This window comes from Streptomyces sp. NBC_00236 (genome assembly GCF_036195045.1).
Lineage (GTDB): Bacteria > Actinomycetota > Actinomycetes > Streptomycetales > Streptomycetaceae > Streptomyces.
On record NZ_CP108100.1, the window covers coordinates 7,861,986 to 7,884,440 of the forward strand.

Here is a 22,455-nt window from a genome sequence, read left to right on the forward strand (position 1 = left end):
CCAAGCCGGGGTGCGCGACGCGGAGATATCCGACCCCCAGATATCCGACGCCCAGATACCCGACCCCCAGAAACGCTTTGACAGGAGTCCTCCTTGAAAGCCTTCGTCCTCGAGAAGTACGGTTCCCCCTTGCGGGAGGCCGAGATGCCCGTGCCGGTCCCCGCCCCCCATGAGGTGCTCGTGCGCATGGTCGCGTCGGGCGTCAACCACGCCGACGAGCGGATCCGCTCCGGCGAGTTCAAGGTGATCTTCCCGTTCAGGCTACCCAAGGTCATGGGCGGTGAGCTCTCCGGCGAGGTCGTAGAGGCCGGCTCCGCGGTACGCGACATCGCCGTGGGCGACCACGTGTACGGCTATGTCGACCTGGCGACCACCGGCACCTTCTCCGAGTTCGTCGCGGTCGATGCCGCCACGATGGCACCCGTTCCCCGGTCGGTGAGCCTGGTCGAGGCCGCGGGGCTTCCAGTCGTCGCCCTCACGGCCTGGCAGGCCCTCGTCGAGATGGGCAAGGTGACAAAGGGGCGGACCGTTCTCATCCATGGCGGGACCGGTGGCGTGGGATCGGTCGCGATCCAGTTCGCCAAGCACCTGGGCTGCACCGTCGCCACCACCGTCTCGACGGCGAACATCGCAGCCGCACGAGAGCTCGGTGCCGACATCGTCATCGACTACCGCCACGACGACCTCGTGCAGAGCCTCGCCGGCACGCCCGTCGACCTCGTCCTCGACACTCAGGGCGGAGCCACCCTGCGGGCTTCCCTCAGTGTGCTGCGCCCCGGCGGCACGGTCATCGGCATCACGGGCCCGCCCGACCCGGCCTTCGCGCGGCGCGTCGGCGTCAACCCCGTCGTCAGGCTCGCCATCCGGGCCCTGAGTGCCCGTACCCGCCGCCGGGCACGCGCGCTCGGGGTCACCTACCGGTTCCTGTTCATCACACCCGACAGCGCCGCGCTGCGCCAGGTCACCGAACTGGTCGACTCCGGGGTACTGCGCCCGGTCGTCGACCGGGTGCTCCCGTTCGGCCAGACCCCGCGGGCTCTCGCCGAGACGCTCGCCGGCGGCACACGCGGCAAGGTCCTGGTCACCACCGACTCGAAGGCGGTGACCAACCGTGGCTGAGTCCAACGTCCGCCCCCGACCGACCACATGGGCCACGACGCCCAACCGACGCATCGTCGTAGGTTCGAACACGCTCGTCCACCGCGACCAGCGACCGCCGGGAGGAGGCTGGCGATGACGAAGAACCTCCGCACGCCCACACCAACGGCATCGACGCCTCCGGTCGGCAGGTCGGCCATGATCACGAGGGCCGGGAAGGCGCCCGGCCCTCACGGGATGCGGAAGCACCACCGTCCCGACCCGCCTCCACTCACGCCAAGCCCGTGTGTCGTGCCTACGGAGCCGATGACGCCGGCTCCAGCACGGGGGAAGCCTTCTTCGGCCGTTGCCCGGTACGCATGGCGAGCAGGAGAAGGCCGGCCGCGGCGAAGACCGCGCCCGTAGCCACGTAGAGGGCCAGGGGTGTCCAGTCGGCGTCGAGCAACCAGCCCGCGGCGGAGGGGGCGATGATGGCGCCCACGCGGCCGACGCTGATCGCTGCTCCGACCCCGGTGGCGCGCAACCGGGCCGGGTAGATGCCTGGTGTGAGTGCGTAGAGGCCTGCGATGCACCCGTTCACGGCGACGCCGATGACCGCGCCGACACAGAAGGCGAGAGTGAGGACGTCGGTCGAGTTGGCGAAGGCCATGACGAGTGCAGCGGCCACGAAGAGGTAAGTGCGCAGCACGCTGATGAGGGCGTAGCGCGCGGCGAGTGCGCCCAGGAGGGCGGTGCCGAAGATGCCGCCCAGGTTGAGCAGGGTGCCGCCGGTCAGACTCTGTGTCGATGACATGCCGGCTTCAACCAGCAGTGTGGGTGTCCAGCTGGTGACGAAGTAGAACGCGGCCATGACCAGGAAGAAGGCTCCCCAGAGCACCAGGGTGGGGCGACGCAGGTCTCGTGTCAGCAGACTACGAATTCCACCGGTGGAGGATCCTGTTCCGTCCGTCTCGGGGAGTGAGACAAGTTCGGGCTGCCGCATACGTCGAGCGAGGGTGTTGACCTGCCCTCCGGCGCACAGGCCGAGCCCCGGCGTCTGATCGGCTTCCGCAAGATCACCCTCGACCCACGTGCAAGTGCGCGCCTCAACTTCAGTGTCAGTGCCCGCGACTTCTCGGTATGGAATGCCGACGCGTGGAAGCTCACTCCCGGCTCCTGCACCATCCACGCGGGCCGGTCCTCGCGGAACCTGGCTGTACAGCGGATTGTCACCATCAGCTGATTTCCTCTGAGTTCGAGAAGTTGCACGTAAGCCGTTCTCCGCATGGCTTCGGTCTGCTGTCGGTTGCGGGTGACAGCAGACCGAAGCCGTGCGCTGTGGCCGGAGCGGTCGCCGGGCCGCGGCCGGTGTCGGGCCGACGTGGGCAGCCTCGAAGGAGCGGTCGAGGCCGCGGACCGCTTCGATGGCCTCCAGCGGATCCGTGTCAGGCGCCCGTCCCGCTCCCACTGCACGTGGTCAGATTCGTCCCCGAAGCCGGCCGCGGCACTGCTGCCGTGCAGCACGAGGTAAGGGAGGCCAGGCGTCGTCGTCATGTGTGCATGTGTGCATGTGACAGAGAGATCAAAAGACAGTTGTCCACCGCCGTGGCAGGCGCACGTCGCAGCCTCCGCGGTTCACGACCGGAGCCGGCTCAGTCGGCCGGAACCGGCTCAGCAGGCTGCCACTCTCGCCTGATCAGTCCGAACACCCACGAGTCGGATACCTCGCCGTTCACCACGCAGTCCTCCCGCAACGTCCCTTCACGCAGGAACCCGATCTTCTCCAGGACCCGGGCGGAAGCCACGTTGCGCGTATCCGTCTCGGCCTGAACCCGGTTCAGGTCGAGTGTGTCGAATGCCCACCGCAGCAACGCGTGTGCGGCTTCCGTCGCGTATCCGTGGCCCCACATCGCCTCGTCGAGGACGTAGCCCAGCGACGCGCTTCGGTACTCCGGGTTCCATCCGGTCAGCCCGCACCAGCCGACGAAGGCACCGTCGGAAGCACGGTCGATGGCCACTCGTGCTCCGGTGCCCTCGTCCGCCATCTTCCGGCACATCGTGATGAAGCGCTGGGCGCGGGCCGTCTCGTTCCACGGCGGGGAGTCCCAGTAGCGCATCACGTAGGCGTTGCTGTGCAGCGCGAACAAGGAATCCGCGTCGGCGTCGGTGCAGGGGCGCAGTCGCAGGCGAGAGGTGTGCAGCACGGGGGTGGTCAAAGTCATGCGCACCATCTTGTGTTCTCACGGAGCGGGCAGAAACCGAATATCCGGACCCGGCCCGACCCTCACCGCCGACCGTCAGATCCTGAACAGGTCCTTTTGGGGCGGTCGGGTATCAAACGCCCTTCAGAACACGGTCAAGTGCCGCCCGGCCCGCAGGTCCCCAGTGCGCCTTCCCGCCCGGCAGGCCCCGATCCCCGTTCTGCCCCATGAGCATCAGGAACAGGCTCTTCACGGCAGCCAGACCCCGGGCGCGCCGGATGGCCGCCTCGTCCGCACGCGCGTACATGTCGAAGAACCGCGCGGCCCTGCCCGCGGGCAGCAGCACCCATGCGGCGGCGAGGTCCCACGCGGGATCGCCCGCGGCCAGGGCACCGAAGTCGACGATGCCCGAGAGCGTTCCGTCCGAGACCACGACGTTCGCGGGATGCAGGTCGCCATGTACCCAGACCGGCGGGCCCTCCCACGCGGGCGCCGCAACGGCGTCGTCCCAGACCGCCCGGACGTCGGCAGCGAGGTGGTCGGGGCAGGCAGCCTGGAGGAAGTGGTCGAAGCCGTCAGTGGAGATCCTGGGATGGGCACCGACGTCCGTGGAGACCGGCGCATCTGCGGGAGCCTCCACATGGAGCGCCCGGAGGAATCCCGCCAGCGTGTCGGCCGCGTGGTCGCCGCGGCTGATCGAGCCGAGGTCCAGCGGCTCGCCGGGAACCCACGTCATCACGGTCCAGTGCCGGGGAAAGCGCTCCGACGGTTCACCGAACCGCACCGGGACCGGCACCGGGAGCGGCAAGCGCGGGGCCAGCACCGGTAGCCACCGCCGCTCCTTCAGCTGGAGCTCGGGAGTGGGGTCCATGCGCTGCATGCGCACGGCCAGCTCGTCCCCGAGGCGCCACATCTGGTTGCCCCAGCCGCCCGCCACCTCCCGGACGGCCAGCCCCGCAAGGTCTGGGTGTTGCTCCTGCAGCAGGCCGCGGACCAGCCCTGCGGTGATCTCGATCTCGGTGTCGGTCATGCGAAGTCACAGTACCGAGGCGGCAGACGGAGCACTTGACCCGCTCCGTCCGCGCCGAGCTCGGCGGTGGCCGGCTGGACCGGTGAAGGGTGCTCCCGGCGGCGGGAATCGCGCATCCGGCACGCCCGTGCAGGGGTGAACCGGCGAGACGCCTGAGCCGCACTGCGCCGGGATGAGCCCCGGGCAAGGGGCTCCCTGCCAGACTGCGGCGGCCTGTCGGGGCCCCAGCAGGTGGGGCGCCGCCGCCGGGAAAGCCGGCAGGGCGGGTACTGGCGACCGGCAGGTGCGGGCGCCGCCATGTCGGCCTGGACGTTAGGTTGTTGACCACCACTCCGGTTCGCACTGTCAGGAGGCGCCCGTGTCCGGCGACACACTGAGTCAGGATCCCGCAGAGCTGAGAAGGAGGACGGACAGCAGCAGGGCGCACCCGGCCCGCGTCTACGACGTCTTCCTCGGCGGCAAGGATCACTATCCCGCGGATCGCGACGCGGCAGCCGCCGGTCTCGCCGCCAACCCGCGCGGTTACCTCGACGTACGGCACAACCGTGACTTCCTGCGGCGCGCCGTCACCACGCTGACCAAGGACGACGGCATACGCCAGTTCCTCGACATCGGCACCGGCCTGCCGACCGCGGAGAACGTGCACCAGATCGCCCAGCGCACCGCCCCCGAGACGCGGGTGGTCTACGTCGACAACGATCCGGTCGTCCTCGCTCACGCCCGCGCCCTCCTCACCAGCGGTCCCGAAGGGCGTACGGACTACATTGACGCCGACCTGAAGAGCCCGGGGCAGATCCTCGAACAGGCTGAGCGGACACTGGACTTCAGCCGCCCCGTCGCGCTTTGCCTCGTCGCGGTTCTGCACTTCGTCGAGGACGAGGCGGCGTATCCGATCGTCCGCGAGCTGATGGACGCGCTGCCCGCCGGCAGTCGACTCGTACTCAGCCACCTCACCGACGACCTCAACCCGGAGAACATCCGGGCGGTCCAACGCACGTACACGGAACGCGGTTTCACGTTCGTGCTCCGTAACCGCACGGACATCGGGCGCTTCTTCACGGAGGCCGGGCTGGAGCTCGCCAGCCCCGGCGTCGTCCCGGTGCACCACTGGCGCGCGGACCATGCGGCCCCGGTGCCCGAGCAGCCCGAGGAGTCCTACCTGGCGGGCCTCGAAGACATCGAGAAGGTCCGGTACAAGGACATCAACGACGTCACGGACGCCGATATCAACGTGTACGGAGGGCTGGGCGTCAAGGGCTGACGGCCGTCGGGATGCTGAGCGTGGCGGCCCGGTGGAGCTCGCGGCCGGCCTGGAGGCTCTGCTGAGGGTGGCGCCGTGACCCTCTCGCGTCGATCCCGTCTCCGAAGGGCCGGGGTGACCCGGATCGCGGACGATGGGCTCCAAGTGCTGAACGATTCGTTGCCGTTGCCGTTGCCGTTGCCGTTCCGTTGCCGCGGCTCCCGCGCCTGCCGCTTGGACGGAATGGCTCAAGTACATGGCTGTCGGGCGCACTTCACCTAGTTCGGGTGATCCCCACCGTGATATCACAGACGGGGGTTGTCGGTTCGGGTGCCGAACGGGGGTGTCGTCGTGGCTGTGGGCTATCTGGTGACCGTGGTGTTGGCCGTACTGATCGTGGTGTTCTGCCTGGTTCGCATACGCGGGCCGAAGCCGGTCTTCTACGTCAGCTACCGGCTCGGTCTGGTCTTCAACGAGATCCCGCACGTCGTCCTCTACGCGCTGGTGGCATCGACGGCGCTGGCCTGCTTGGAGGGCGACATCGCCACGACCGCGGACCGGGTGAACGTCGGCGTGGCAGTGGTCGCGGCCGGCGGGCTTGTGGTGGTCGGCCTGCGCGGGGTGCGGGCGGCGTCCGTGGTGCGGGTCGCCCTGGACGAAGCGCTCGGCGCCGGCACGGGAACGCACCGCCGGCCGCCGCTGGCACGCATCCTGCTCAGGCCCGTCTTTCGCCGCCGCCGTGACGTCCAGCGGGTGGGTAACGTCAGCTACGGGGACGGAGGGCGCCGCAATCTCCTCGACGTCTACCACCACCGGTCGCGTCCCGAGGGTGGCTCCGTAATGATCCACTTCCATGGCGGCCACTACGACCAGGGCCGGAAGGACACCCAGTCGCTGCCTCTGCTCTACCGGCTCGCCGGCCAGGGCTGGGTCTGCATCAGCGCCAACTACCGGCTGCGGCCCGACTTCCCGCATCCCGCCCATCTGATCGACGCCAAGAAGGTCATCGCCTGGGCGCGCGAGCACGCAGCGGAGTACGGTGCGGCGCCCGGCGCGGAGGTGTTCGTGGCGGGGAGCTCTGCGGGCGGGCACATGGCGGCTCAGGCCGCACTCACCCCCAATGAGCCCGCCTACCAGCCCGGGTTCGAGGGGGCGGACACCTCTGTGACCGCGGCAGTCGTTCTCAACGGCTTTCTCGCGGAGTACTTCGACGGAGACCCGGCGACCTCGCCGGTGAACCTCGTCCGGGCGGATGCACCGCCGTTCCTCATCGCACACGGGGACCTGGACGAACTGGTGGACACCGAGAATCCCAGAGCCCTGGTCACCGCTCTGCGTTCCGACTCCACCTCGCCAGTCGTGTACGTCGAACTTCCCGGCGCCCACCATGCTTTCGACCTCTTCCACTCATTCCGGTTCGAGGCGCTCATCGACGGCATCGAGGACTTCGCCGCGTGGGTGACGGCCCGGAAGAAGCCGAGCCAAGACCGCGTCGGCCGGTAGAAATCCTGGCCCGCCGCCGCGCCTACCCGGGGGCCGGAAGGCGGCAGGATCCGGCGTCCCGCCACCGCCGGCGGGGACGGGCAGGCACGGGCAGGGACGGGCGGGGACGGGCAGGCCGGACTGTGGACTCCCGCAGACGTATACGGACTTGTACGGACTCCTGCGGCGGCCTCTGCCTTCAGCGGCGAGTGCCACGGGGCGCCCGCAGCACGGATGCCCCCGCCGGGGTCAGTGTGTGCAGCACGGCCGGCCCGTTGCGGACAGTCGTGATCAGCCCCGCGTCGCGGAGCACCGTGGCATGCCGGCTCGCGGCGGAGGCCGAGATGCCGGCGGCCCGCGCGATCTCACCCGTCGTCGCGCCCCCGGCCGCGGCCCGCAGCGCGACGGCGCGGGCGCGCCCGAGTAGGTTGGCCAGCGGACGCTCCGGGTCGCTCTCATCGGGGGCCCGGGGCGCGGGTTCGTGCAGCAGCGAGTACCAGATCACCGGCGGCAGCCCCGGGTCGGCGAAGGCGACCGGCTCGCCCCAGTTGAAGTGCGACGGGACGAGCGTGAGCCCGCGGCCGTTGAGATACAGATCCCGGTCCGCCATCTGCCGTGGATAGGCGACCTCCAGAACGGGCGGACGCCAGCGCAGCATCGGCCCGAGCCCGGCGAGCATGCCTTCCACCCCGCCGTTCAGGAATCCCCGGGACCGGAGCGCGCGTTCCGCCTCTGTTCCGGCCCGCACCTGCTCCTGGTGGGGGACGACGACGGCGTCGAAGTACGCCCGCAGCATGCCCACGAACTCCAGGCGTCCCTGGCGCCCGGCCAGCTGCCCGGCCCACCGGGGCGCTCCCGCGACCCGGTCGAGCAGGGCCAGCTCCGCCGTCACCCGGCGCGGCGGCGTGGCGAGGACCGACTCCAGGCCTGCCTCCAGACCCTCGACGGCGGTGACCGGTGTGAGGAAGTCCGGGAAGTAGGTGGCCCTCGGGTACAGGGGCAACAGCACGCTCTGCAACGCCCGCTCCAGCCCTGCCTCCCGCAGTTGCAGGCGCGCCGCCCGGTACCACCCGGCATACGCCCACCGTCCTCTGCGGGACTGCAGCCGGTGGAGAGTGGCGGCGATCTCGAACAGCGGATCCGGCGCGGGCGCGATTCTGGTCCTGGCCAGATCCGCGTCGGTGAAATGAACACGCAGCATGTCGGTCCCCCGTTGTTCCGCGACGCGCGCCCTTCCTCGGTGCGGGCCCGCCACACGCGAGCGTAGGAAACGTCGATAAACAGGAGATCGACGGGCGGATCGGCCCGCGGACACAGCGGTGCCCCGGACCAACGGCTGTTGGTCCGGGGCACGTGCTCGGGAGGATCCTGCGCCTCGACGTATGCGACGCCGGTGAGCTGTCGAACGGTCCCCCGGCTCACCCCGGGACGCTCCTGAGAGGGCCGGTCAGTGCAGGCAGTCCCACGTCTTCGGCCCGATGATGCCGTCCTGGGTGATGCGGCAGACGCCCTGCGCCTTGATCACGTACTTCCGGGTCGTGGGGCCGAACTGCCCGTCGACTGCCACGTCCTTGTAGCCCCAGACGTTCCGCAGCAGGCACTGGGCGTGTGCCACGACCGCTCCGGAGGCTCCTGAACTGATCTCGGGGTGGGAGCCCGAGTAGTTGCACACGCCCAGCACGGAGACCCCTCCGGCGGTGACGGCCGCAGGAGCCGGCGCGGCGGCCGTCGCGGATCCGGGCAGGGCGAGCGTGGCGGCTGCGGCTGCGGCGACGGCGAGCGTCGCGAAGACCGAACGAGTCCGGCGCATGTGGGTTTTCCCCTCGTTTCGAGGACGTCGGGTGACGTCCGGGCAGCACCAAAGCTGGCAGCGAACTCGGCGGCCGAACAAGGTTTTTGGGACGCGTGGGACGGTGGGACGCGGGCGGCAGCGATGACGACGCGTTCCTGTGGCGCGCTGGGACGGGGCCGGGACGGGCCCCGCCTCGCGACGGCCGGGCGCAGGCCCCGTGTCGAAGCGAGTCGAAGACGAGTGCGCACTCGACCGCGCGGCGTTCTCGGCGGTCGGGCGGGTGGATATGAGGGGGTCTGCGCCTCATCCGTGCCGACGCGGAAGCGCTGATCTGGGCGTTTGCGCTCAGAGGAAAGGGTGTTGTCGCCGCCGGTGACGGACTGAAACCGTGGAGTGGCTCAGCCATCGGCCGTCAGAAGGTGCCGAGCCGAGCCGCAAGCGCGTCAGGCCAAGCGGTGCGAAACGGGGGAGTCATGGGGAGACACACGAAGGAAGCCGAGCGGTTAGCGGCCAGGCTCAGGGCACTCAAGTGCCGTGCGGGTGTCAGTTACGAAGTGCTGGCGAGGAGCACCGGAGTCAGCAGGTCCACCCTCCACCGCTACGGCACGGGCAGTTTGCCTGCTTCGTTCGGGCATGTCCTCGCCTTCGGCAGAGCGTGTGGCGCGACGCAGGAGGAGCTGCGCGAGATCCACACGCTGTGGGCACTGGCCACCGCGGAGGCGGGCACGGCGCAGCGCGACCGGGAGGCCGGGGCAGGGGCGGGGAGCGCACCGGCCGGCGCGTGCGTGACGGAACCTACGGATGGGGCCGCTCCCGGTCAGGTACCGGACGGGGCGCCGGGGACGGGCGCGGAGCCGACGACCGTGGTGCAGGCGGTGGGGCGCACGCGGATACGGTCACGCCGGCTGCTCGTGATGGCCGCCCTGCTGGGCGGTTCCGCCTGGATCATGAGTTGGTCCAGAGGAGGTTGCCCGAGCTGCGGCGTCCGGCCGGGCGGATGGTGAACCCGCGGGGCGCAGGGCGTCGGACACGGACTTGACGCCGCCGTGCGCCGTGAGGCCGCCGTCGACGGGGATCTCCGCGCCGGTGATGAACGACGACCGGTCGGACAGCAGGAAGACCACCAGTGGAGCGACCTCCTCGACGGTTCCGGTCCGCCCCAGTGGGGTCTCGCGGATGTTCGTCTCCCGGAAGGCGGGGGAGGCGGAGGCGGTCATCTCGGTCTCGATGTAGCCGGGGTGGATCGTGTTGACGCGGATTCCACGGGGTCCCAGTTCCAGTGCGGCCGTCTTCGACAGGCCTCGTAGCGCCCACTTGCTGGTCGTGTAGGCGACCGGGTAGTGGGCGGTGAGGGCTGCCGAGGAGCCCACGTTCACGATGGAGGAACCCGGCGGCATCAAGGGCATGAGGTATTGGATGCCGAGAAGCGGCCCGGTGACGTTGACCGCGTGGACGCGCGCCATGTCCTCGGGGCGCACGTCACCGACGCGGGCGCGCCACGTGATGCCGGCGTTGTTGACCAGGCCGTGTACGTGCCCGTACGTCTCCCGCAGCTCGGCGGCGAGTCCGGCCCAGTCCTTCTCGCTGGTGACGTCCAGGCCGCGGCAGCCGTCCACGGGTTCCCGGTCGGTCGCGATGACCTGGGCCCCTTCACGGGCCAGGGCGGCGGCCTCGGCCGCACCCTGGCCGCGGGCAGCGCCGGTGACGACGACGACCTTGCCGTCCAGCGCCTTGGGGTGCGGTACGGGTCTCACGAACATGTCCTCCTGGCTGCGATGTGACTAATCTGGACCCTGCACCGATGATCAGGGAAATCGATTCCATGGATGACTTGCATCCAGGATGTGTATACCTGCGGGTCGGTGCCCTACCGCAGAGGGAAGACCCGTGAATCTGGCCCGTCTCGACCTGAACCTTGTCGTCGCCCTGCGCGCTCTGCTCGAGGAGCGCAACGTCACCCGCGCCGGTCAGCGCGTCGGGCTGAGCCAGCCCGCGATGAGCGCCTCCCTGGCCCGGCTGCGCCGCCACTTCGACGACGACCTGCTCGCCCGCGTGGGCGGCCACTACGAGCTCACGGCGCTCGGCCAGGTCCTGCTGGCCCGCACCGCCACCGCCTACGAGGTGATGGAACGGCTCTTCGCGAGCCAGGCCGCGTTCGACCCGGTGAGCGAGACGCGTGAGTTCAAGATCGTGGCGTCCGACTACGCGGTCGCCGTGTTCGGTGCGGAACTCGCCCGGGTCGTGCACGAAGAGGCTCCGGGGATCCGGCTGCGCTTCACCCAGACCCCGACCAGTGTGGTCGACGAGACGGCCACCCTGCTGAGCACCACCGACGGACTGCTCATGCCGCACGGCGTCATCAGCGACTTTCCCGCCACAGACCTCTACGAGGACCGCTGGGTCTTCCTCGTCGCCGACGATCACCCCACCGTCGGTGACCGGCTCACCCACGAGGACCTGGGGCGGCTGCCATGGGTGACCTACCAGCGGACCTACGACGCCCCTGCGGTTCGCCAGCTCGGCATGCTGGGGATCGAGCCGCGCGTCGAGGTCTCCGTCGTCAACTTCCAGTTGCTGCCCATGCTGGTGGAGCGCACGCAGCGCATCACCCTGATCCAGGCGCGCCTCGCCCGGCTGCTCGCGCCGCTCGCCGCGGTCCACGTGGTCGAGCCGCCGTACGAGGCGGTTCCGCTGCGGGAGGCGCTCTGGTGGCACCCCGTGCACACGCACGACGCCGCCCACATCTGGCTCCGTGAGACGACCGCCCGGGTGGGCCGCGGCATGGCGGACGCACCCGCGGCCCACCCGGGCTTCTGACGACGAGCCCGCCCTGCCGCGTCGGGGGAGGGGCGCCCGGTCCCCGGCCGTACGACGGTGCCGGCTCCCGCACGCCACGGGAACCGGCACCGCGTGCATCGTCCGCTACGGGGTGACGCAGCCGATCGAGCCGACCGGGAAATTGTTGCCGGTCGATGTCGCCGTGAACCCGAAGGTGACGCTGCCGTCCGGTGGGACGGTCCGGTTGTACTCGGCGTTCCTGACCGTGAGCGCGCCGTCGGACCCCGTGGTCAGCGCACCGTTCCACGCACTGCTGATGGTGGTGCCCGCGCCGGGAGTCCACTTCACGGCCCAGCCCTCGAGCGCCGTCGTGCCGTGGTTCATGACCTCGACGGATCCCTGGAAGCCGCCGCCCCAGGAGCTGGTGACGCTGTAGACGGCCATGCACCCGGTGTGCGGGTCGGTCGGAGTGGGCGTCGGAGTCGGGTCGGTCGGGTCCGGAGTGGGCGTGCTGCCCGAGCCGCGGATGCCGGTCACCTCACCGTTGCCGCCGTCGAAGACGACGTCGGAGCAGGAGAAGAAGTTCTCCTGGCTGTCCGAGCGCACCCACTGGATGAACATCACCGCGTCACCCGAGCGGCCCGAGGGCAACGCCGTGTCCCAGTAGTAGTGACCGCCGTCGGTACCGGGCGAGCCCGTCGCGGGCGGGTTGGTGACGGTGTCGATCAACTCCAGGTCGTCCCAGCCAAGTTCGGTGCTCGGTGAGTAGCCGGGCTTGGACAGGTAGACCCGGAAGGAGCCCGGATGCGCCGCCCAGTTGCTGTGCTGGACCTGGATCGTCTTCCCGGACGTCAGATGCGTGCGGGGCCAGTCGGAGCGCGCGGCGTTGTATCCGGTGAAGTTGTACGGCGACCGGTCACCGGCGCTGCACAGCTTCCCGTCGGGGACGTAGCCGGCCCCCCGCCCACCGGCGTTGGAGTCGAGTACGGCGAACCAGTTGTACAGCGAGTTCGGGCCGCTCTCGCTGAGTGCGGCCTTGCACGCCGGGTTGGTCGGGTCCAGGGAGCCGTTGCTGGTCTTGGCGTCCAGCCAGCAGAGGTAGGTGCGCGACCCCGGCGTCATCGTCACGCCGTGCGCCTGCGCGCTGCCCTGGCCGAATAACGCCAGGGCTATGGCGCCGAACAGCGTCGCGAGCACCGTCGCCAGGGAGGCAAGTTGTTTCCTGCTTCGGGTCATGGTGTCTCCTGTGCCTGTGCGGGGATTGTCTTCCGGTGGGGCCTGTCTCCTGCGGGGCGTGTATGGGAGCGCTCCCATATTGTGGTTAGTAGGGGACTGTAAGAGTGCCGCCGTGTCCCTGACAACCCATCGGACGGAATGCGCGCAACGGATTCCGCAAGGGCTGGTCAGGGCCTGGTGTTGGAGGGCGTTCCGAAGCAACGGTGCATGCCTGACCGCCAGTTGCCGGGGGGAGCGCTCCCGTGGACGGCCGCCGGGCGGTCCCGGTGACCGCCGGTCGAGGCGTGCCGACGGCGGCCCGGTCGACAGGACCGCCGACGACGTGAGCGAAGGGGCCTCAGGCCGACTCGCGCACCACCAGCTGCGTCCGCAGGATCACATGGCGCCACGCGACCTGTGGCTGGTCCATCTCCTCCAGCAGCAGCCGCACCATGGTCCGGCCGATCTCCTCCATCGGCTGGCGGACGGTCGTCAGCCGCGGTTCGGTCTGCTCGGCCAGCTCGAAGTCGTCGAAGCCGATCACCGCCACATCCTGCGGGACCCGGCGTCCCGCCGTGTGCAGGGCGGTCACCGCCCCGGCGGCCATGCTGTCCGACGAGGCGAAGACGCCGTCCACCTCCGGGTGCCGTTCGATGAGCCCGGTCATCGCCCGCCGCCCGCTGACCTCGCTGAAGTCCCCCTGTACGACCAGGGACTGCACCTCGTCGATCCCGGCGTCGCGCAGCGCCTCCCGGTAGCCGCGCAGCCTGCACCGGGAGGCGTACATCTCGGGCGGGCCCGTGATCGCGGCGATGGACTTCCGCCCGCCGCGCGCCAGATGGGCGACCGCGGCCCGCGCGCCACCCACGTTGTCCGCGTCCACATAGGTCACCCGTTCCTCGTCCGAGCGCCTGCCGAGCAGCACCGTGGGCAGTCCGGCGTCGGCGAGCATGTCCGGCAACCGGTCCTCGGCCCGCACGGACATGAGCAGCGCCCCGTCGATCCGGCCACCGCGCACGTACTTCACGAGCCGCTGCCGCTCGGCGTCCGTGCGGACGAGCGTGAGCAGCAACTGCACGTCCGCCTCGGTCAGGGCGTCCCCGACCGCCCGTGCGACCTCTGAGAAGAACGGCTCCCCGAACAGCCGCCAGTCCGTCTTCGTCATCACCAGTGCGACGGCGTCCGCGCGCCGGCCGGCCAGTGAGCGCGCGGCCAGGTTGGGGACGTAGTCCAGTTCCTCGATGGCGCGCTGCACGGCACGGCGTGTGGACGCCTTGACGCCCGACGCGTTGTTGATCACCCGGGAGACCGTGCCCCGCCCCACTCCGGCGAGCGCGGCCACTTCCTCCAGCGTCGGTGTGCCGGAACTTCGCTTCAGCATGCTCCCACCCCCAAGAGATCCGATCTTACGGCCCGGAGGGTGTCCGGCCCGGAAAACGGCGGAGGAAGAGGGACTCGGCACAACAAGAGTGAGCGGACGGGGAGTTGAGAGTATGTGCTGCTGGAGTCCGTGATCGCCGGTGCGGTCGCAGCCGCGTGACTCCGCCGTCGCATCGCATGCGCGCGGCTCGCCTTCCCGGCCGGGCCGGTGACCGCGGGGCGAGGTCCGGCGCCCCCGAACGCGGCAACGGTGGCCAATCCTGTCCAACGGCTTGACGGCGCGTCGCGCGGCCCCCGAGATTGGGAGCGCTCCCAATTCCGTTGCGTCCCACCGGACTCGGCGTCATGGAGTGATCGGGCCTGCGGGACGACCGCGCGACGACGACTGGCCGACCCGGCCCACGTCGAGGCCGTATCCATCCACCAGCGGGACCGGCGTTCTACGGCCGACGCCCTTCGGGAGCGCTCCCGTTCCGCCGATTCCACTTCGTACGAGGAGGACTGCTGTGAAACGCCTTCTGGCTCTACTGGCAACCTGTGCGACGATCCTGGGCCTCACGGCCCTGTACGGCCCCCAGGCGGTGGCTGCCGCCGGATGCAAGGTCGACTACACGGTCACCAGCCAGTGGCAGGGCGGCTTCCAGGCCGGTGTGAAGGTCACCAACCTGGGTGCACCGGTCTCCGGCTGGAAGCTCGACATCGCCATGCCGGACGGCGGGCAGAAGCTCGTCCAGGGGTGGAACGCCACCTGGTCGCAGTCCGGTTCCACGGTCACGGCCGCCGGTCTCGACTGGAACCGTACGCTGAACACGGGTGCGGCGGCCGACCTGGGGATGGTGGGTTCCTTCACGGGCGCCAACCCGAAGCCGACGGCGTTCAAGCTCAACGGCGTCACCTGCACCGGCTCCGTCGACGGGACGACGCCCGACCCCGACCCCGAGCCGGGGGGCGAGGGCACCCCCGTGGGCATCAACGGGCAGCTCCACGTCTGCGGCGTCCACCTGTGCAATCAGTACGACCGTCCCGTGCAGCTGCGGGGGATGAGCACGCACGGCATCCAGTGGTTCAGCCAGTGCTACAACAACGCGTCCGTGGACGCGCTGGCGAACGACTGGAAGGCGGACCTGCTGCGCGTCGCCATGTATGTGCAGGAGGACGGTTACGAGACCGACCCCGCGGGATTCACCAGCCGTGTGAACAACCTCGTCGACATGGCCGAAGCGCGGGGCATGTACGCCCTGATCGACTTCCACACCCTGACGCCGGGTGACCCGAACTACAACCTCGACCGCGCCAAGACGTTCTTCGCCTCCGTCGCGGCCCGCAACGCCGGCAAGAAGAACGTGATCTACGAGATCGCCAACGAGCCCAACGGCGTGAGCTGGACGGCCATCAAGAACTATGCCGAACAGGTCATCCCGGTGATCCGTGCCGCCGACCCGGACGCCGTGGTCATTGTCGGGACCCGCGGCTGGTCGTCGCTGGGGGTGTCGGACGGCTCCAGCGAGAGCGAGGTCGTCAACAACCCCGTCAACGCCACCAACATCATGTACGCGTTCCACTTCTACGCGGCGAGCCACAAGGACTCCTACCGTGCCGCGGTCAGTCGGGCGTCCTCCCAACTGCCGCTCTTCGTCACCGAGTTCGGGACGGTGAGCGCCACCGGTGGCGGGGCGCTGGACCGGTCGAGCACCACGGCCTGGCTGGATCTGCTCGACCAGCTCAAGATCGGCTACGCGAACTGGACCTACTCGGACGCTCCCGAGAGCAGCGCTGCGCTCCGGCCCGGCACCTGCGACGGCAGTGATTACAGCAGCAGTGGTGTGCTGACCGAATCGGGGACGCTGCTCAAGAGCAGGATCAGCACCGCCGACAACTTCCCCACCAGCTGACTCCGGCGGGGCTCCGGCCGTGCCGGAGCCCCGCCGTGGCTGTCCCGGTCCCCGTAACATCGACCCATGAGGCCGACCGTGGGTGAGGGGCCCGACCCGGACGCCTGGGAGGTGGCACGCCCCCGGCGGCCGGGTCGGGTCGCCGGTGCGGACATGGCCGGCTTCGGTGTCCCCGGCCGGTTGGCGGGCGGCCTGCGGGTGGTCCCGCATCCGGCCGTGATGCTGGTCATCGAGGTCGGTGCGTGCCGGGCCGTCGTGGACGACGGCGCGGGACGGCGGCATCGGGGGAGCGTCCTCGCCGGGCCGGGGTTCGGCGACGGCGGTGCGGTACGGGCATGGGGCTCGCAGGTGGAGTGCGTGCAGGTGCGCCTGTCTCCGGTGGTCGCACGCGCGGTTCTGGGCGTGTCCCCGGTTGACGTGGCCGGTGCGATGGCGGTCCTCGACGACCTGTGGGGCCGGGACGCGGCAAGGGCTCGCGAGCAGTTGGGCGAAGCCTCCTCGTGGGAGGAGCGCTTCGCGTTGACGGACGCGTTGCTCGCCCGGCGATGCGACGCGCGGTCGCCCGTGGATCCCGAGGTGGCCCGGGCCTGGGAGCGGATCGTCGCCGGCCGGGGTCGCGTCCGGATCGGCCCGCTGGCGGACGAGCTGGGCTGGAGCCGCAAGCGACTGTGGTCGCGGTTCCACGCGCAGATCGGCATGCCGCCCAAACGCGCCGCCCAGCTGGTCCGATTCGACCATGCCGCCCACCGGTTGGTCGCGGGCGAAGACGTGTCCCAAGTCGCGGCGGAGGGCGGTTACTTCGACCAGTCCCATCTGCATCGGGATGTCATGGCGTTCACCGGACTCACGCCGACGACGGTGGCCGGTGAGCCGTTCCTGACCATCGACGACACCGCATGGCCGGGCACGGAACGAGCGAACGCCCGCCCGTGAACCGTGAACCGGGGTATCCCCGGCCCGGTCAGTTCCTGGCCCGGGACGGCGGATTCACGGCGACGCCCTTGAAGAACGTGTAGTGGAACGTTCCGTCGACCTCGGCGGTGCGGCGCAGGTCGGCGATCCCCTGCTCCCACTCGGCCGTGGTGGTGAGGGAAGCAGCCAGAGCCTTGTCACGAACGGACGCGACCATGGCGATGAAGGTGTTGCGGGTGAAGCCTTCGACCAGGGCGGGCCGGGTTCCGTCGGCATAGACCGTGAGCGGACGGACCGTGACCTCGTCGTATCCGGCACCGGCCAGCAGCGGCTGGACCCGCCGGCCGAGCTGCGCGTCGCCCCCGGCCGCCGCCTGGAGCCGGACCTGGCAGTCGATCGCGGACCGGGCGGACGCGCTGTCGGGGTGGAAGAACGCCGACCCGTGGTCCCCCTCGATCACGGTGACGGTGCCCCCGGGCCGCAGCACACGCCGCAGTCCGGTCAGCGCCCGCCGGGGATCCGGCAGGTGTTCCAGCACGAAGCACACGAAGACGTGGTCGAACTCCCCGTCGGCGAAGGGCAGGTCGTACACATCGGCGCGGTGCCACTCCACCTGGGCGTGGGAGGCGAACCCGGCGACGCGGGAGCGGGCCTGCGCGAGGGACTCCTCGGACCGGTCCACCGCGACGATGTGCGCCCGGGGGCTCGACCTGAGCAGATGGACGGTCTGGGCGCCGATCCCGCATCCGAGCTCCAGGACCCTGCTGCCCGCGGGGTAGGCCGTGCCGGCGTGCAGCAACTGGGCCAGTATGTCCGCCTGGTCGCCCAACCGCCGTCCCTCACGCGGCGAGTAGCCATGCACGTAGTCGCCCGCCGGGACAGGTGCGGAAGGGGTCGTGGCTGTGTTCATGACCCCACTCTGTGGCCACAATGGTCCGATGAACAGATCCAATGAGGGTGCTCCGGGCGGGTCCATAGCGCCTGGGGCCGACTTCCTCCATCTGGCCATCGACGAGGCTCCGGGGGGCGGGAAGTCCGACTGGCTGGCCCGGCAGATCCGGAGCGCGCTGGCGGACGGCCGCCTGCCGGTGGGCAGCAGACTGCCGGCCACCCGGGTCCTGGCCGGCGAACTGGGCGTATCGCGCGGCGTGGTCACCGAGGCATACCAACGCCTGGTCGAGGACGGCCACTTGGCCGGACGAGGACGGAACGGAACGATCGTCGTCGGTGCCCCCGCTCCGGTGGCCAGGGCGACCGTCTCCACCACCCCGGCCGGCCCGCCAGCACCACGTTCCGTGTTCACCGCGGCGCCCGGCACGGAGATCTTCGACACGATGCGCAGGGCCCGGGCGCGCATCGACCTCTCCCCGGGGCTCCCCGACCTCGCCGCGTTCCCGCGAGCGGCGTGGCTGCGTACCGAACGCCGTGTCCTCGACCACCTCGCGGCATCCGACCTCGGATACGGAGACCCACGCGGTACACCGGCACTTCGGCTCGCCATCGCGCACTGGATCGCCCGGAACCGCGGCATCAGGGCGGACCCCGAAGAGGTCCTCATCGTCGCGGGCACCGCCCAGACACTCTCCCTGCTCGGACGGGTGCTGCGCGACGACGGCATCTCCGCGACAGCCGTCGAGGACCCCGGCTCCCTCGGAGCCCGTCAGCACCTGCGCAACTGCGGGCTGGACACCCCGCCCGTCGCGGTCGACTCCGAGGGCGTGCGCGTCGACGAGCTGCGCGCCACGGGTGCGGCGGCCGTACTCCTCACACCCGCCCACCAGTTCCCCACCGGCGTCGTCCTCCGGGGCAGCCGGCGCAGCGAACTGACGCGCTGGGCCCGCGAGCACGGCGGACTGATCATCGAGGACGACTACGATGCCGAACACCGCTACGACCGGACCCCGGTGCCCGCGTTGCGGTCCGTGCTCCCCGAGAACGTCTTCTACGCCGGAAGCGTCTCGAAGCTCCTCGCACCGGCCCTGCGCATCGGCTGGGTACTCGCCCCGCCGAAGTACCGCGACGCACTGGTGGACGCCAAACGCTTCGCCGACCTCGGCAACGCCGCCCTGCCGCAACTCGTCCTGGCCCGGTTCATGGAATCAGGTGCGATGGAACGCCAGCTGCGTCACCTGCGCAGGCACCACCGCCACCGCAGGGACGCCATGATCCGGGCCATCGGTGCCCACCTGCCGAGCGCGACCGTGCACGGCGCCGCGGCCGGACTGCACCTGACCATCACGTTCGACGCCGAGTTCGCCGACACGGAGCTCGCGGCCATGGCACTGGCCCGCGACGTGAAGGTGCACCCCTTGTCCTGGCACAGCCAGCGACCCCACAGGCCGGGGCTGGTCCTGGGCTACGCCGCGAGCACACCCGCGGACATCGCCGAAGGGGTCGCGACACTCGGCGAAGTGCTCCGGAACGGTGGTGCACGCGCCGGGGCGTGACGCCCGCGTCACAGGGGCCAGGGGTCGGCCCGGCGGCCCAGCACGGGCAGGGCCAGGGCGACCCCCTCGGACGCGGCCTTCCGGGTCAGGAAGTCCATGGTGGCCGTGAAGTCGTCGAGGAAGGCGCGGAACGGCCGCAGAGGGCGGTCGAGGGGGCGGAAGAAGTCGTCCCAGTGGACGGGGACGACGCGCCGGGCCCCCGTGGCCGTGACCAGCCGGGCCCAGTACTCCTCCCGGAACGACTCGTCCTGCTTGCCGAGCGCGCCGATCCCCAGGTACACGGTGTCGGCGCCGTACCCGTCGAGGGCGCCCGGCAGGCTGTGCGCGCTGGCATGGACGAGGAGCTCACGCTCACCGTGCCGGACGTGCAGGGTGTAGCAGTCGCCGGTCCGGTAGTCCGTGGCACGGACGGGGAGCCGCAACGGCCGGTCGATCCGGCCGGGTGCGAGGTCGCCCGGGCTGTGCCGGGCGGGCAGGGCGGTGAGTGTGAAGCGTCCGACGGCGAACGGCTCGCCGGTGACGACCGGTTGGAAACGGTCGTCCGGAAAACCCTGGCCGAGTGCGATGTTGCGGGTGGACGGGGAGCCGATGAGCCGGGCGCCCGTCGTGGCAGCCACCTCGGGCGCGTCCAGGGCGTGGTCGTAGTGCGAGTGGACGACGAACACGGCGTCGAGACGGCCGGTTCCGGCCAGCCGCAGGCCGGCATCGATGCGGGCGCGGTCCGGTCGCAGACGGCCGAAGCGCATGCGCAGGAGGCCGGGGCGGCTGAAGAACCCGTCGGTGAGGACGGCGGAGTCGCCGTCGTCGAGCAGGATCGTGGACACGCCGAGGAACACGGCGCGCAGGGCGCCGGGAGCGGGCGGAGCCGGTGGCTCGTACAGGTGCTGCCACGGCGTGAGCCGGGGCGCCCGCAGGCCGCGCAGGACGGTGGCCGCCCGCGGGCCGCGGCGATCGGTGGCGGTGCCCATGCTCTGCCCTCGCTCAGGTGCCCTGTCAGCCGGCCCGGGTGCCGTGACGTCAGTATCCACCGCCCGGGCGTTCCCGGCCCCGGCGCCTACCGGCCGGCAGGGGGTGGGGAGCCGTACCGGGAACGACGGTGCTGGTGAGCGTGGAGAGGCCCTCGACGGTCAGGCTGACGGTGTCACCCGGCCGCAGGGGAGGCGGGTTCTGTTCGCCGCGCAGGCCCCAGAGTTCCGCGAGACAGCCACCGTTGCCGCAGGTCCCCGACCCGAGGACGTCACCGGGGACGACGCGCGTGCCGCGGGACGCGTAGGCGGTCATCTCCTCGAACGTCCAGCTCATGTTGGACAGCAGGTCCGTGCCGACCGTCACCCCGTTGATCTCGGCGGTGAGCGCCAGACGCAGGAAGCCGTCCACGTCCCGGAACGGCTCCAGTTCGTCGGCGGTGACCAGGTACGGCCCCAGGGTGGTCGCGGTGTCCTTGCCCTTGCAGGGGCCGAGGCCCACCTTCATCTCCGCCGACTGGAGGTCGCGTGCGGACCAGTCGTTGAAGACCGTGTACCCGACGATGTGGTCGCGGGCCTGTTCCGGGGTGAGGTCACGGCCCTCCCGGCCGATGACGGCGCCGACCTCGAGTTCGAAGTCCAGGACCGCCGAGCCGGGCGGCACGGGCACGTCCTGGCCCGGGCCGTAGACCGCGTGCGGGTTGGTGAAGTAGAACGTCGGCGCCGCGTACCACTGCTCGGGCACGCCCGCCACGCCGTCGACGGACCGGCGCACCCCCTCGACGTGCTCCTCGAACGTCACGAAGTCCCGTATGGAGGAAGGCTGGAGGGGCGGAAGCAGTCGCACCTGCGACACCTGCGGACCGGCCGGCGCGTCGAGTGCCGCCGCACCCGCGGCGAGCAGTCCGGGAAGGCCGTCGGTCTCCCGTAGCAGCGCGGTGAGCGAGGAGACGTCCGGCAGCGGGAAGAGGGTGCCGTCCTCCTCCACGACGGCCACTCCGTGGCGGTGCTGATGCTCGTAGGAGGCGAAACGCATGACAGGGCTCCTGGAGGACAGGGGCGGCGTGCGCGGGATTCCCGCGCACGCCGCCACCGGGGATGGCGGGATCAGACGGGCGGGGCGACGAACACGCCGCGGTCGGGGTCGTTGAACGACTCCTTGGCGACGATCTCGTTCATCGCGTTGGCGGTGCCCCACTGGTCGGCGACCTCGGGCTTGGAGAAGTCGTAGACGTGCGGGTGCCAGGTGTCCTCGTCGAGGTTCTCCAGCTCCGTCGTGTACTCCACGGTGTTGCCGTGCGGGTCGAGGAAGTAGGTGAAGGTGTTGTCGCCCGCCATGTGCCGGCCGGGGCCCCAGATCTTCTTGAAGCCGGCCCGCATGACCCGGCCGGAGCCGCGCATGTACTCGTCGATGCCGCGCATCTCGAAGGACACGTGGTGCAGGGCGGTGTGCGGGCCCTGGGCGATGGCCATCGAGTGGTGCTGGTTGCTGATCCGCATGAAGTGCATGACCTCACCCATGTGCGGCGAGCTGAGCGTGTCGGAGAGCGCGAAGCCGAGGTGGCGCTCGTACCACTCCCGAGTGCGGTTCAGGTCGGGGGAGTTGAGGACGACGTGGGAGAGCTTGACCGGGATGGCCTCCTTCTCCTCGATCTTGCGGTGCTGCCGGACGTCGACGTCCGCGGAGACCTCGATGGTGCGGCCGTCGACGTCGAAGAAGCGGAAGCCGTACCCGCCGCCCGGGGTGTCCACCTTCCCGGGCCGGCTGATCAGTTCCACGCCGCCGGCCAGCAGCCGCTCGGCGAGGGTGTCCACGTCGGCCGGGTTCGCGGCGCCGTACGAGACGAGGTCGAGACGCTTCTCCTCGGCCCTGCGCAGCCGTACGACGTACTGCTCGGGGGAGCCCTCTGCGGCGAGGAACGAGATCCCGGAGTCCTCGGCGACCTTGGTCAGGCCCCACACCCCGGCGTAGAAGTCGAGCTGCTTGTCGTAGTCGGGTACGGCCAGGTCCACGTGGCGCAGATGAGTGAGCAGGCGCATGAGA

21 protein-coding genes are annotated in these 22,455 nt (G+C 70.6%); 9 read left to right on the forward strand and 12 right to left on the reverse strand.

The window, feature by feature from the left end:
- The first annotated feature begins 93 nt into the window (after window positions 1-93).
- Window positions 94-1,119: an NADP-dependent oxidoreductase gene (locus tag OG446_RS35055; RefSeq protein ID WP_328897813.1), complete on the forward strand. Its 1,026-nt coding sequence runs from the start codon at window positions 94-96 to the stop codon at window positions 1,117-1,119.
- Window positions 1,120-1,393: 274 nt separating this feature from the next.
- Here the strand turns inward: OG446_RS35055 and OG446_RS35060 are convergent, their stop codons facing one another.
- Window positions 1,394-2,080 (reverse strand): MFS transporter, encoded by a 687-nt coding sequence (locus tag OG446_RS35060; RefSeq protein ID WP_328897814.1) that lies wholly within the window; start codon window positions 2,078-2,080, stop codon window positions 1,394-1,396.
- Between the two features lie 21 nt (window positions 2,081-2,101).
- On the opposite strand from OG446_RS35060, the gene OG446_RS37265 reads away from it, so the two are divergent.
- Window positions 2,102-2,320, forward strand: a complete 219-nt coding sequence (locus OG446_RS37265) for a fibronectin type III-like domain-contianing protein (RefSeq protein ID WP_443050297.1) — start codon at window positions 2,102-2,104, stop codon at window positions 2,318-2,320.
- Window positions 2,321-2,729: 409 nt separating this feature from the next.
- Here OG446_RS37265 and OG446_RS35065 read toward each other — a convergent pair whose 3' ends face one another.
- Together OG446_RS35065 and OG446_RS35070 are read right to left on the reverse strand one after the other, a co-directional pair.
- A complete protein-coding gene (locus tag OG446_RS35065) occupies window positions 2,730-3,299 on the reverse strand; it encodes a GNAT family N-acetyltransferase (protein ID WP_328897815.1) in 570 nt (189 codons plus the stop codon).
- A 112-nt stretch (window positions 3,300-3,411) separates the two neighbouring features.
- Window positions 3,412-4,308, reverse strand: coding sequence for an aminoglycoside phosphotransferase family protein (locus tag OG446_RS35070; protein WP_328897816.1), 897 nt, complete (start codon window positions 4,306-4,308; stop codon window positions 3,412-3,414).
- A 358-nt stretch (window positions 4,309-4,666) separates the two neighbouring features.
- Between OG446_RS35070 and OG446_RS35075 the strand changes: the two genes are divergently transcribed.
- The gene (locus tag OG446_RS35075; RefSeq protein ID WP_328897817.1) at window positions 4,667-5,569 is read left to right on the forward strand and encodes an SAM-dependent methyltransferase; all 903 of its coding nucleotides are present in this window, start codon (window positions 4,667-4,669) and stop codon (window positions 5,567-5,569) included.
- 330 nt (window positions 5,570-5,899) lie between these two features.
- Window positions 5,900-7,051, forward strand: coding sequence for an alpha/beta hydrolase (locus OG446_RS35080; RefSeq protein WP_328897818.1), 1,152 nt, complete (start codon window positions 5,900-5,902; stop codon window positions 7,049-7,051).
- Between the two features lie 178 nt (window positions 7,052-7,229).
- Here the strand turns inward: OG446_RS35080 and OG446_RS35085 are convergent, their stop codons facing one another.
- On the reverse strand, window positions 7,230-8,231 hold the full coding sequence (locus OG446_RS35085) for a MarR family transcriptional regulator (protein ID WP_328897819.1): 1,002 nt from the start codon (window positions 8,229-8,231) through the stop codon (window positions 7,230-7,232).
- Window positions 8,232-8,477: 246 nt separating this feature from the next.
- Window positions 8,478-8,840 (reverse strand): peptidoglycan-binding domain-containing protein, encoded by a 363-nt coding sequence (locus OG446_RS35090; RefSeq protein WP_328897820.1) that lies wholly within the window; start codon window positions 8,838-8,840, stop codon window positions 8,478-8,480.
- A 455-nt stretch (window positions 8,841-9,295) separates the two neighbouring features.
- Here OG446_RS35090 and OG446_RS35095 point away from each other — a divergent pair, with 455 nt between their 5' ends.
- A complete protein-coding gene (locus OG446_RS35095) occupies window positions 9,296-9,826 on the forward strand; it encodes a helix-turn-helix domain-containing protein (RefSeq protein ID WP_328897821.1) in 531 nt (176 codons plus the stop codon).
- Here the strand turns inward: OG446_RS35095 and OG446_RS35100 are convergent.
- On the reverse strand, window positions 9,719-10,576 hold the full coding sequence (locus OG446_RS35100) for an SDR family NAD(P)-dependent oxidoreductase (protein ID WP_328897822.1): 858 nt from the start codon (window positions 10,574-10,576) through the stop codon (window positions 9,719-9,721). The genes OG446_RS35095 and OG446_RS35100 overlap by 108 nt on opposite strands.
- A 133-nt stretch (window positions 10,577-10,709) precedes the next feature.
- Here OG446_RS35100 and OG446_RS35105 point away from each other — a divergent pair, with 133 nt between their 5' ends.
- Window positions 10,710-11,639 carry a LysR family transcriptional regulator gene (locus tag OG446_RS35105; protein ID WP_328897823.1) on the forward strand — a complete coding sequence of 310 codons (930 nt, stop codon included), beginning with the start codon at window positions 10,710-10,712 and terminating at the stop codon, window positions 11,637-11,639.
- 105 nt (window positions 11,640-11,744) lie between these two features.
- On the opposite strand, the gene OG446_RS35110 is transcribed toward OG446_RS35105, so the two are convergent.
- Entirely contained in the window at window positions 11,745-12,836 is a 1,092-nt protein-coding gene (locus tag OG446_RS35110; RefSeq protein WP_328897824.1) for a lytic polysaccharide monooxygenase auxiliary activity family 9 protein, read from the reverse strand.
- A gap of 337 nt (window positions 12,837-13,173) precedes the next feature.
- A complete protein-coding gene (locus OG446_RS35115) occupies window positions 13,174-14,196 on the reverse strand; it encodes a LacI family DNA-binding transcriptional regulator (RefSeq protein WP_328897825.1) in 1,023 nt (340 codons plus the stop codon).
- 505 nt (window positions 14,197-14,701) lie between these two features.
- Between OG446_RS35115 and OG446_RS35120 the strand changes: the two genes are divergently transcribed.
- Both OG446_RS35120 and OG446_RS35125 read left to right on the forward strand, forming a co-directional pair.
- Entirely contained in the window at window positions 14,702-16,087 is a 1,386-nt protein-coding gene (locus OG446_RS35120; protein ID WP_328897826.1) for a cellulase family glycosylhydrolase, read from the forward strand.
- A 66-nt stretch (window positions 16,088-16,153) separates the two neighbouring features.
- Complete coding sequence (locus tag OG446_RS35125; RefSeq protein WP_328897827.1) at window positions 16,154-17,020, forward strand: AraC family transcriptional regulator; 867 nt, start codon at window positions 16,154-16,156, stop codon at window positions 17,018-17,020.
- A 28-nt stretch (window positions 17,021-17,048) separates the two neighbouring features.
- Here the strand turns inward: OG446_RS35125 and OG446_RS35130 are convergent, their stop codons facing one another.
- A complete protein-coding gene (locus OG446_RS35130) occupies window positions 17,049-17,909 on the reverse strand; it encodes a methyltransferase domain-containing protein (protein ID WP_328897828.1) in 861 nt (286 codons plus the stop codon).
- Window positions 17,910-17,937: 28 nt separating this feature from the next.
- Between OG446_RS35130 and pdxR the strand changes: the two genes are divergently transcribed.
- Window positions 17,938-19,446 carry a MocR-like pyridoxine biosynthesis transcription factor PdxR gene (pdxR, locus tag OG446_RS35135; protein WP_328897829.1) on the forward strand — a complete coding sequence of 503 codons (1,509 nt, stop codon included), beginning with the start codon at window positions 17,938-17,940 and terminating at the stop codon, window positions 19,444-19,446.
- A gap of 8 nt (window positions 19,447-19,454) precedes the next feature.
- Here pdxR and OG446_RS35140 read toward each other — a convergent pair whose 3' ends face one another.
- The 3 genes from OG446_RS35140 to OG446_RS35150 all read right to left on the reverse strand — a co-directional run bounded on the left by OG446_RS35140 (window position 19,455) and on the right by OG446_RS35150 (window position 22,451).
- Entirely contained in the window at window positions 19,455-20,414 is a 960-nt protein-coding gene (locus OG446_RS35140) for an MBL fold metallo-hydrolase (protein ID WP_328897830.1), read from the reverse strand.
- A gap of 49 nt (window positions 20,415-20,463) precedes the next feature.
- Window positions 20,464-21,447, reverse strand: coding sequence for a fumarylacetoacetate hydrolase family protein (locus tag OG446_RS35145; protein WP_328897831.1), 984 nt, complete (start codon window positions 21,445-21,447; stop codon window positions 20,464-20,466).
- Between the two features lie 71 nt (window positions 21,448-21,518).
- Window positions 21,519-22,451: a VOC family protein gene (locus OG446_RS35150; RefSeq protein ID WP_328897832.1), complete on the reverse strand. Its 933-nt coding sequence runs from the start codon at window positions 22,449-22,451 to the stop codon at window positions 21,519-21,521.
- Window positions 22,452-22,455 lie beyond the last annotated feature (4 nt).

Coding starts and splice junctions, on each gene's coding strand:
- OG446_RS35060 (WP_328897814.1), bottom strand. CDS start 2,080: ATGCGGCAGCCCGAACTTGTCTCACTCCCCGAGACGGACGGAACAGGA.
- OG446_RS35065 (WP_328897815.1), bottom strand. CDS start 3,299: ATGACTTTGACCACCCCCGTGCTGCACACCTCTCGCCTGCGACTGCGC.
- OG446_RS35070 (WP_328897816.1), bottom strand. CDS start 4,308: ATGACCGACACCGAGATCGAGATCACCGCAGGGCTGGTCCGCGGCCTG.
- OG446_RS35085 (WP_328897819.1), bottom strand. CDS start 8,231: ATGCTGCGTGTTCATTTCACCGACGCGGATCTGGCCAGGACCAGAATC.
- OG446_RS35090 (WP_328897820.1), bottom strand. CDS start 8,840: ATGCGCCGGACTCGTTCGGTCTTCGCGACGCTCGCCGTCGCCGCAGCC.
- OG446_RS35095 (WP_328897821.1), top strand. CDS start 9,296: ATGGGGAGACACACGAAGGAAGCCGAGCGGTTAGCGGCCAGGCTCAGG.
- OG446_RS35110 (WP_328897824.1), bottom strand. CDS start 12,836: ATGACCCGAAGCAGGAAACAACTTGCCTCCCTGGCGACGGTGCTCGCG.
- OG446_RS35115 (WP_328897825.1), bottom strand. CDS start 14,196: ATGCTGAAGCGAAGTTCCGGCACACCGACGCTGGAGGAAGTGGCCGCG.
- OG446_RS35125 (WP_328897827.1), top strand. CDS start 16,154: ATGAGGCCGACCGTGGGTGAGGGGCCCGACCCGGACGCCTGGGAGGTG.
- OG446_RS35130 (WP_328897828.1), bottom strand. CDS start 17,909: ATGAACACAGCCACGACCCCTTCCGCACCTGTCCCGGCGGGCGACTAC.
- pdxR (WP_328897829.1), top strand. CDS start 17,938: ATGAACAGATCCAATGAGGGTGCTCCGGGCGGGTCCATAGCGCCTGGG.
- OG446_RS35140 (WP_328897830.1), bottom strand. CDS start 20,414: ATGGGCACCGCCACCGATCGCCGCGGCCCGCGGGCGGCCACCGTCCTG.
- OG446_RS35145 (WP_328897831.1), bottom strand. CDS start 21,447: ATGCGTTTCGCCTCCTACGAGCATCAGCACCGCCACGGAGTGGCCGTC.
- OG446_RS35150 (WP_328897832.1), bottom strand. CDS start 22,451: ATGCGCCTGCTCACTCATCTGCGCCACGTGGACCTGGCCGTACCCGAC.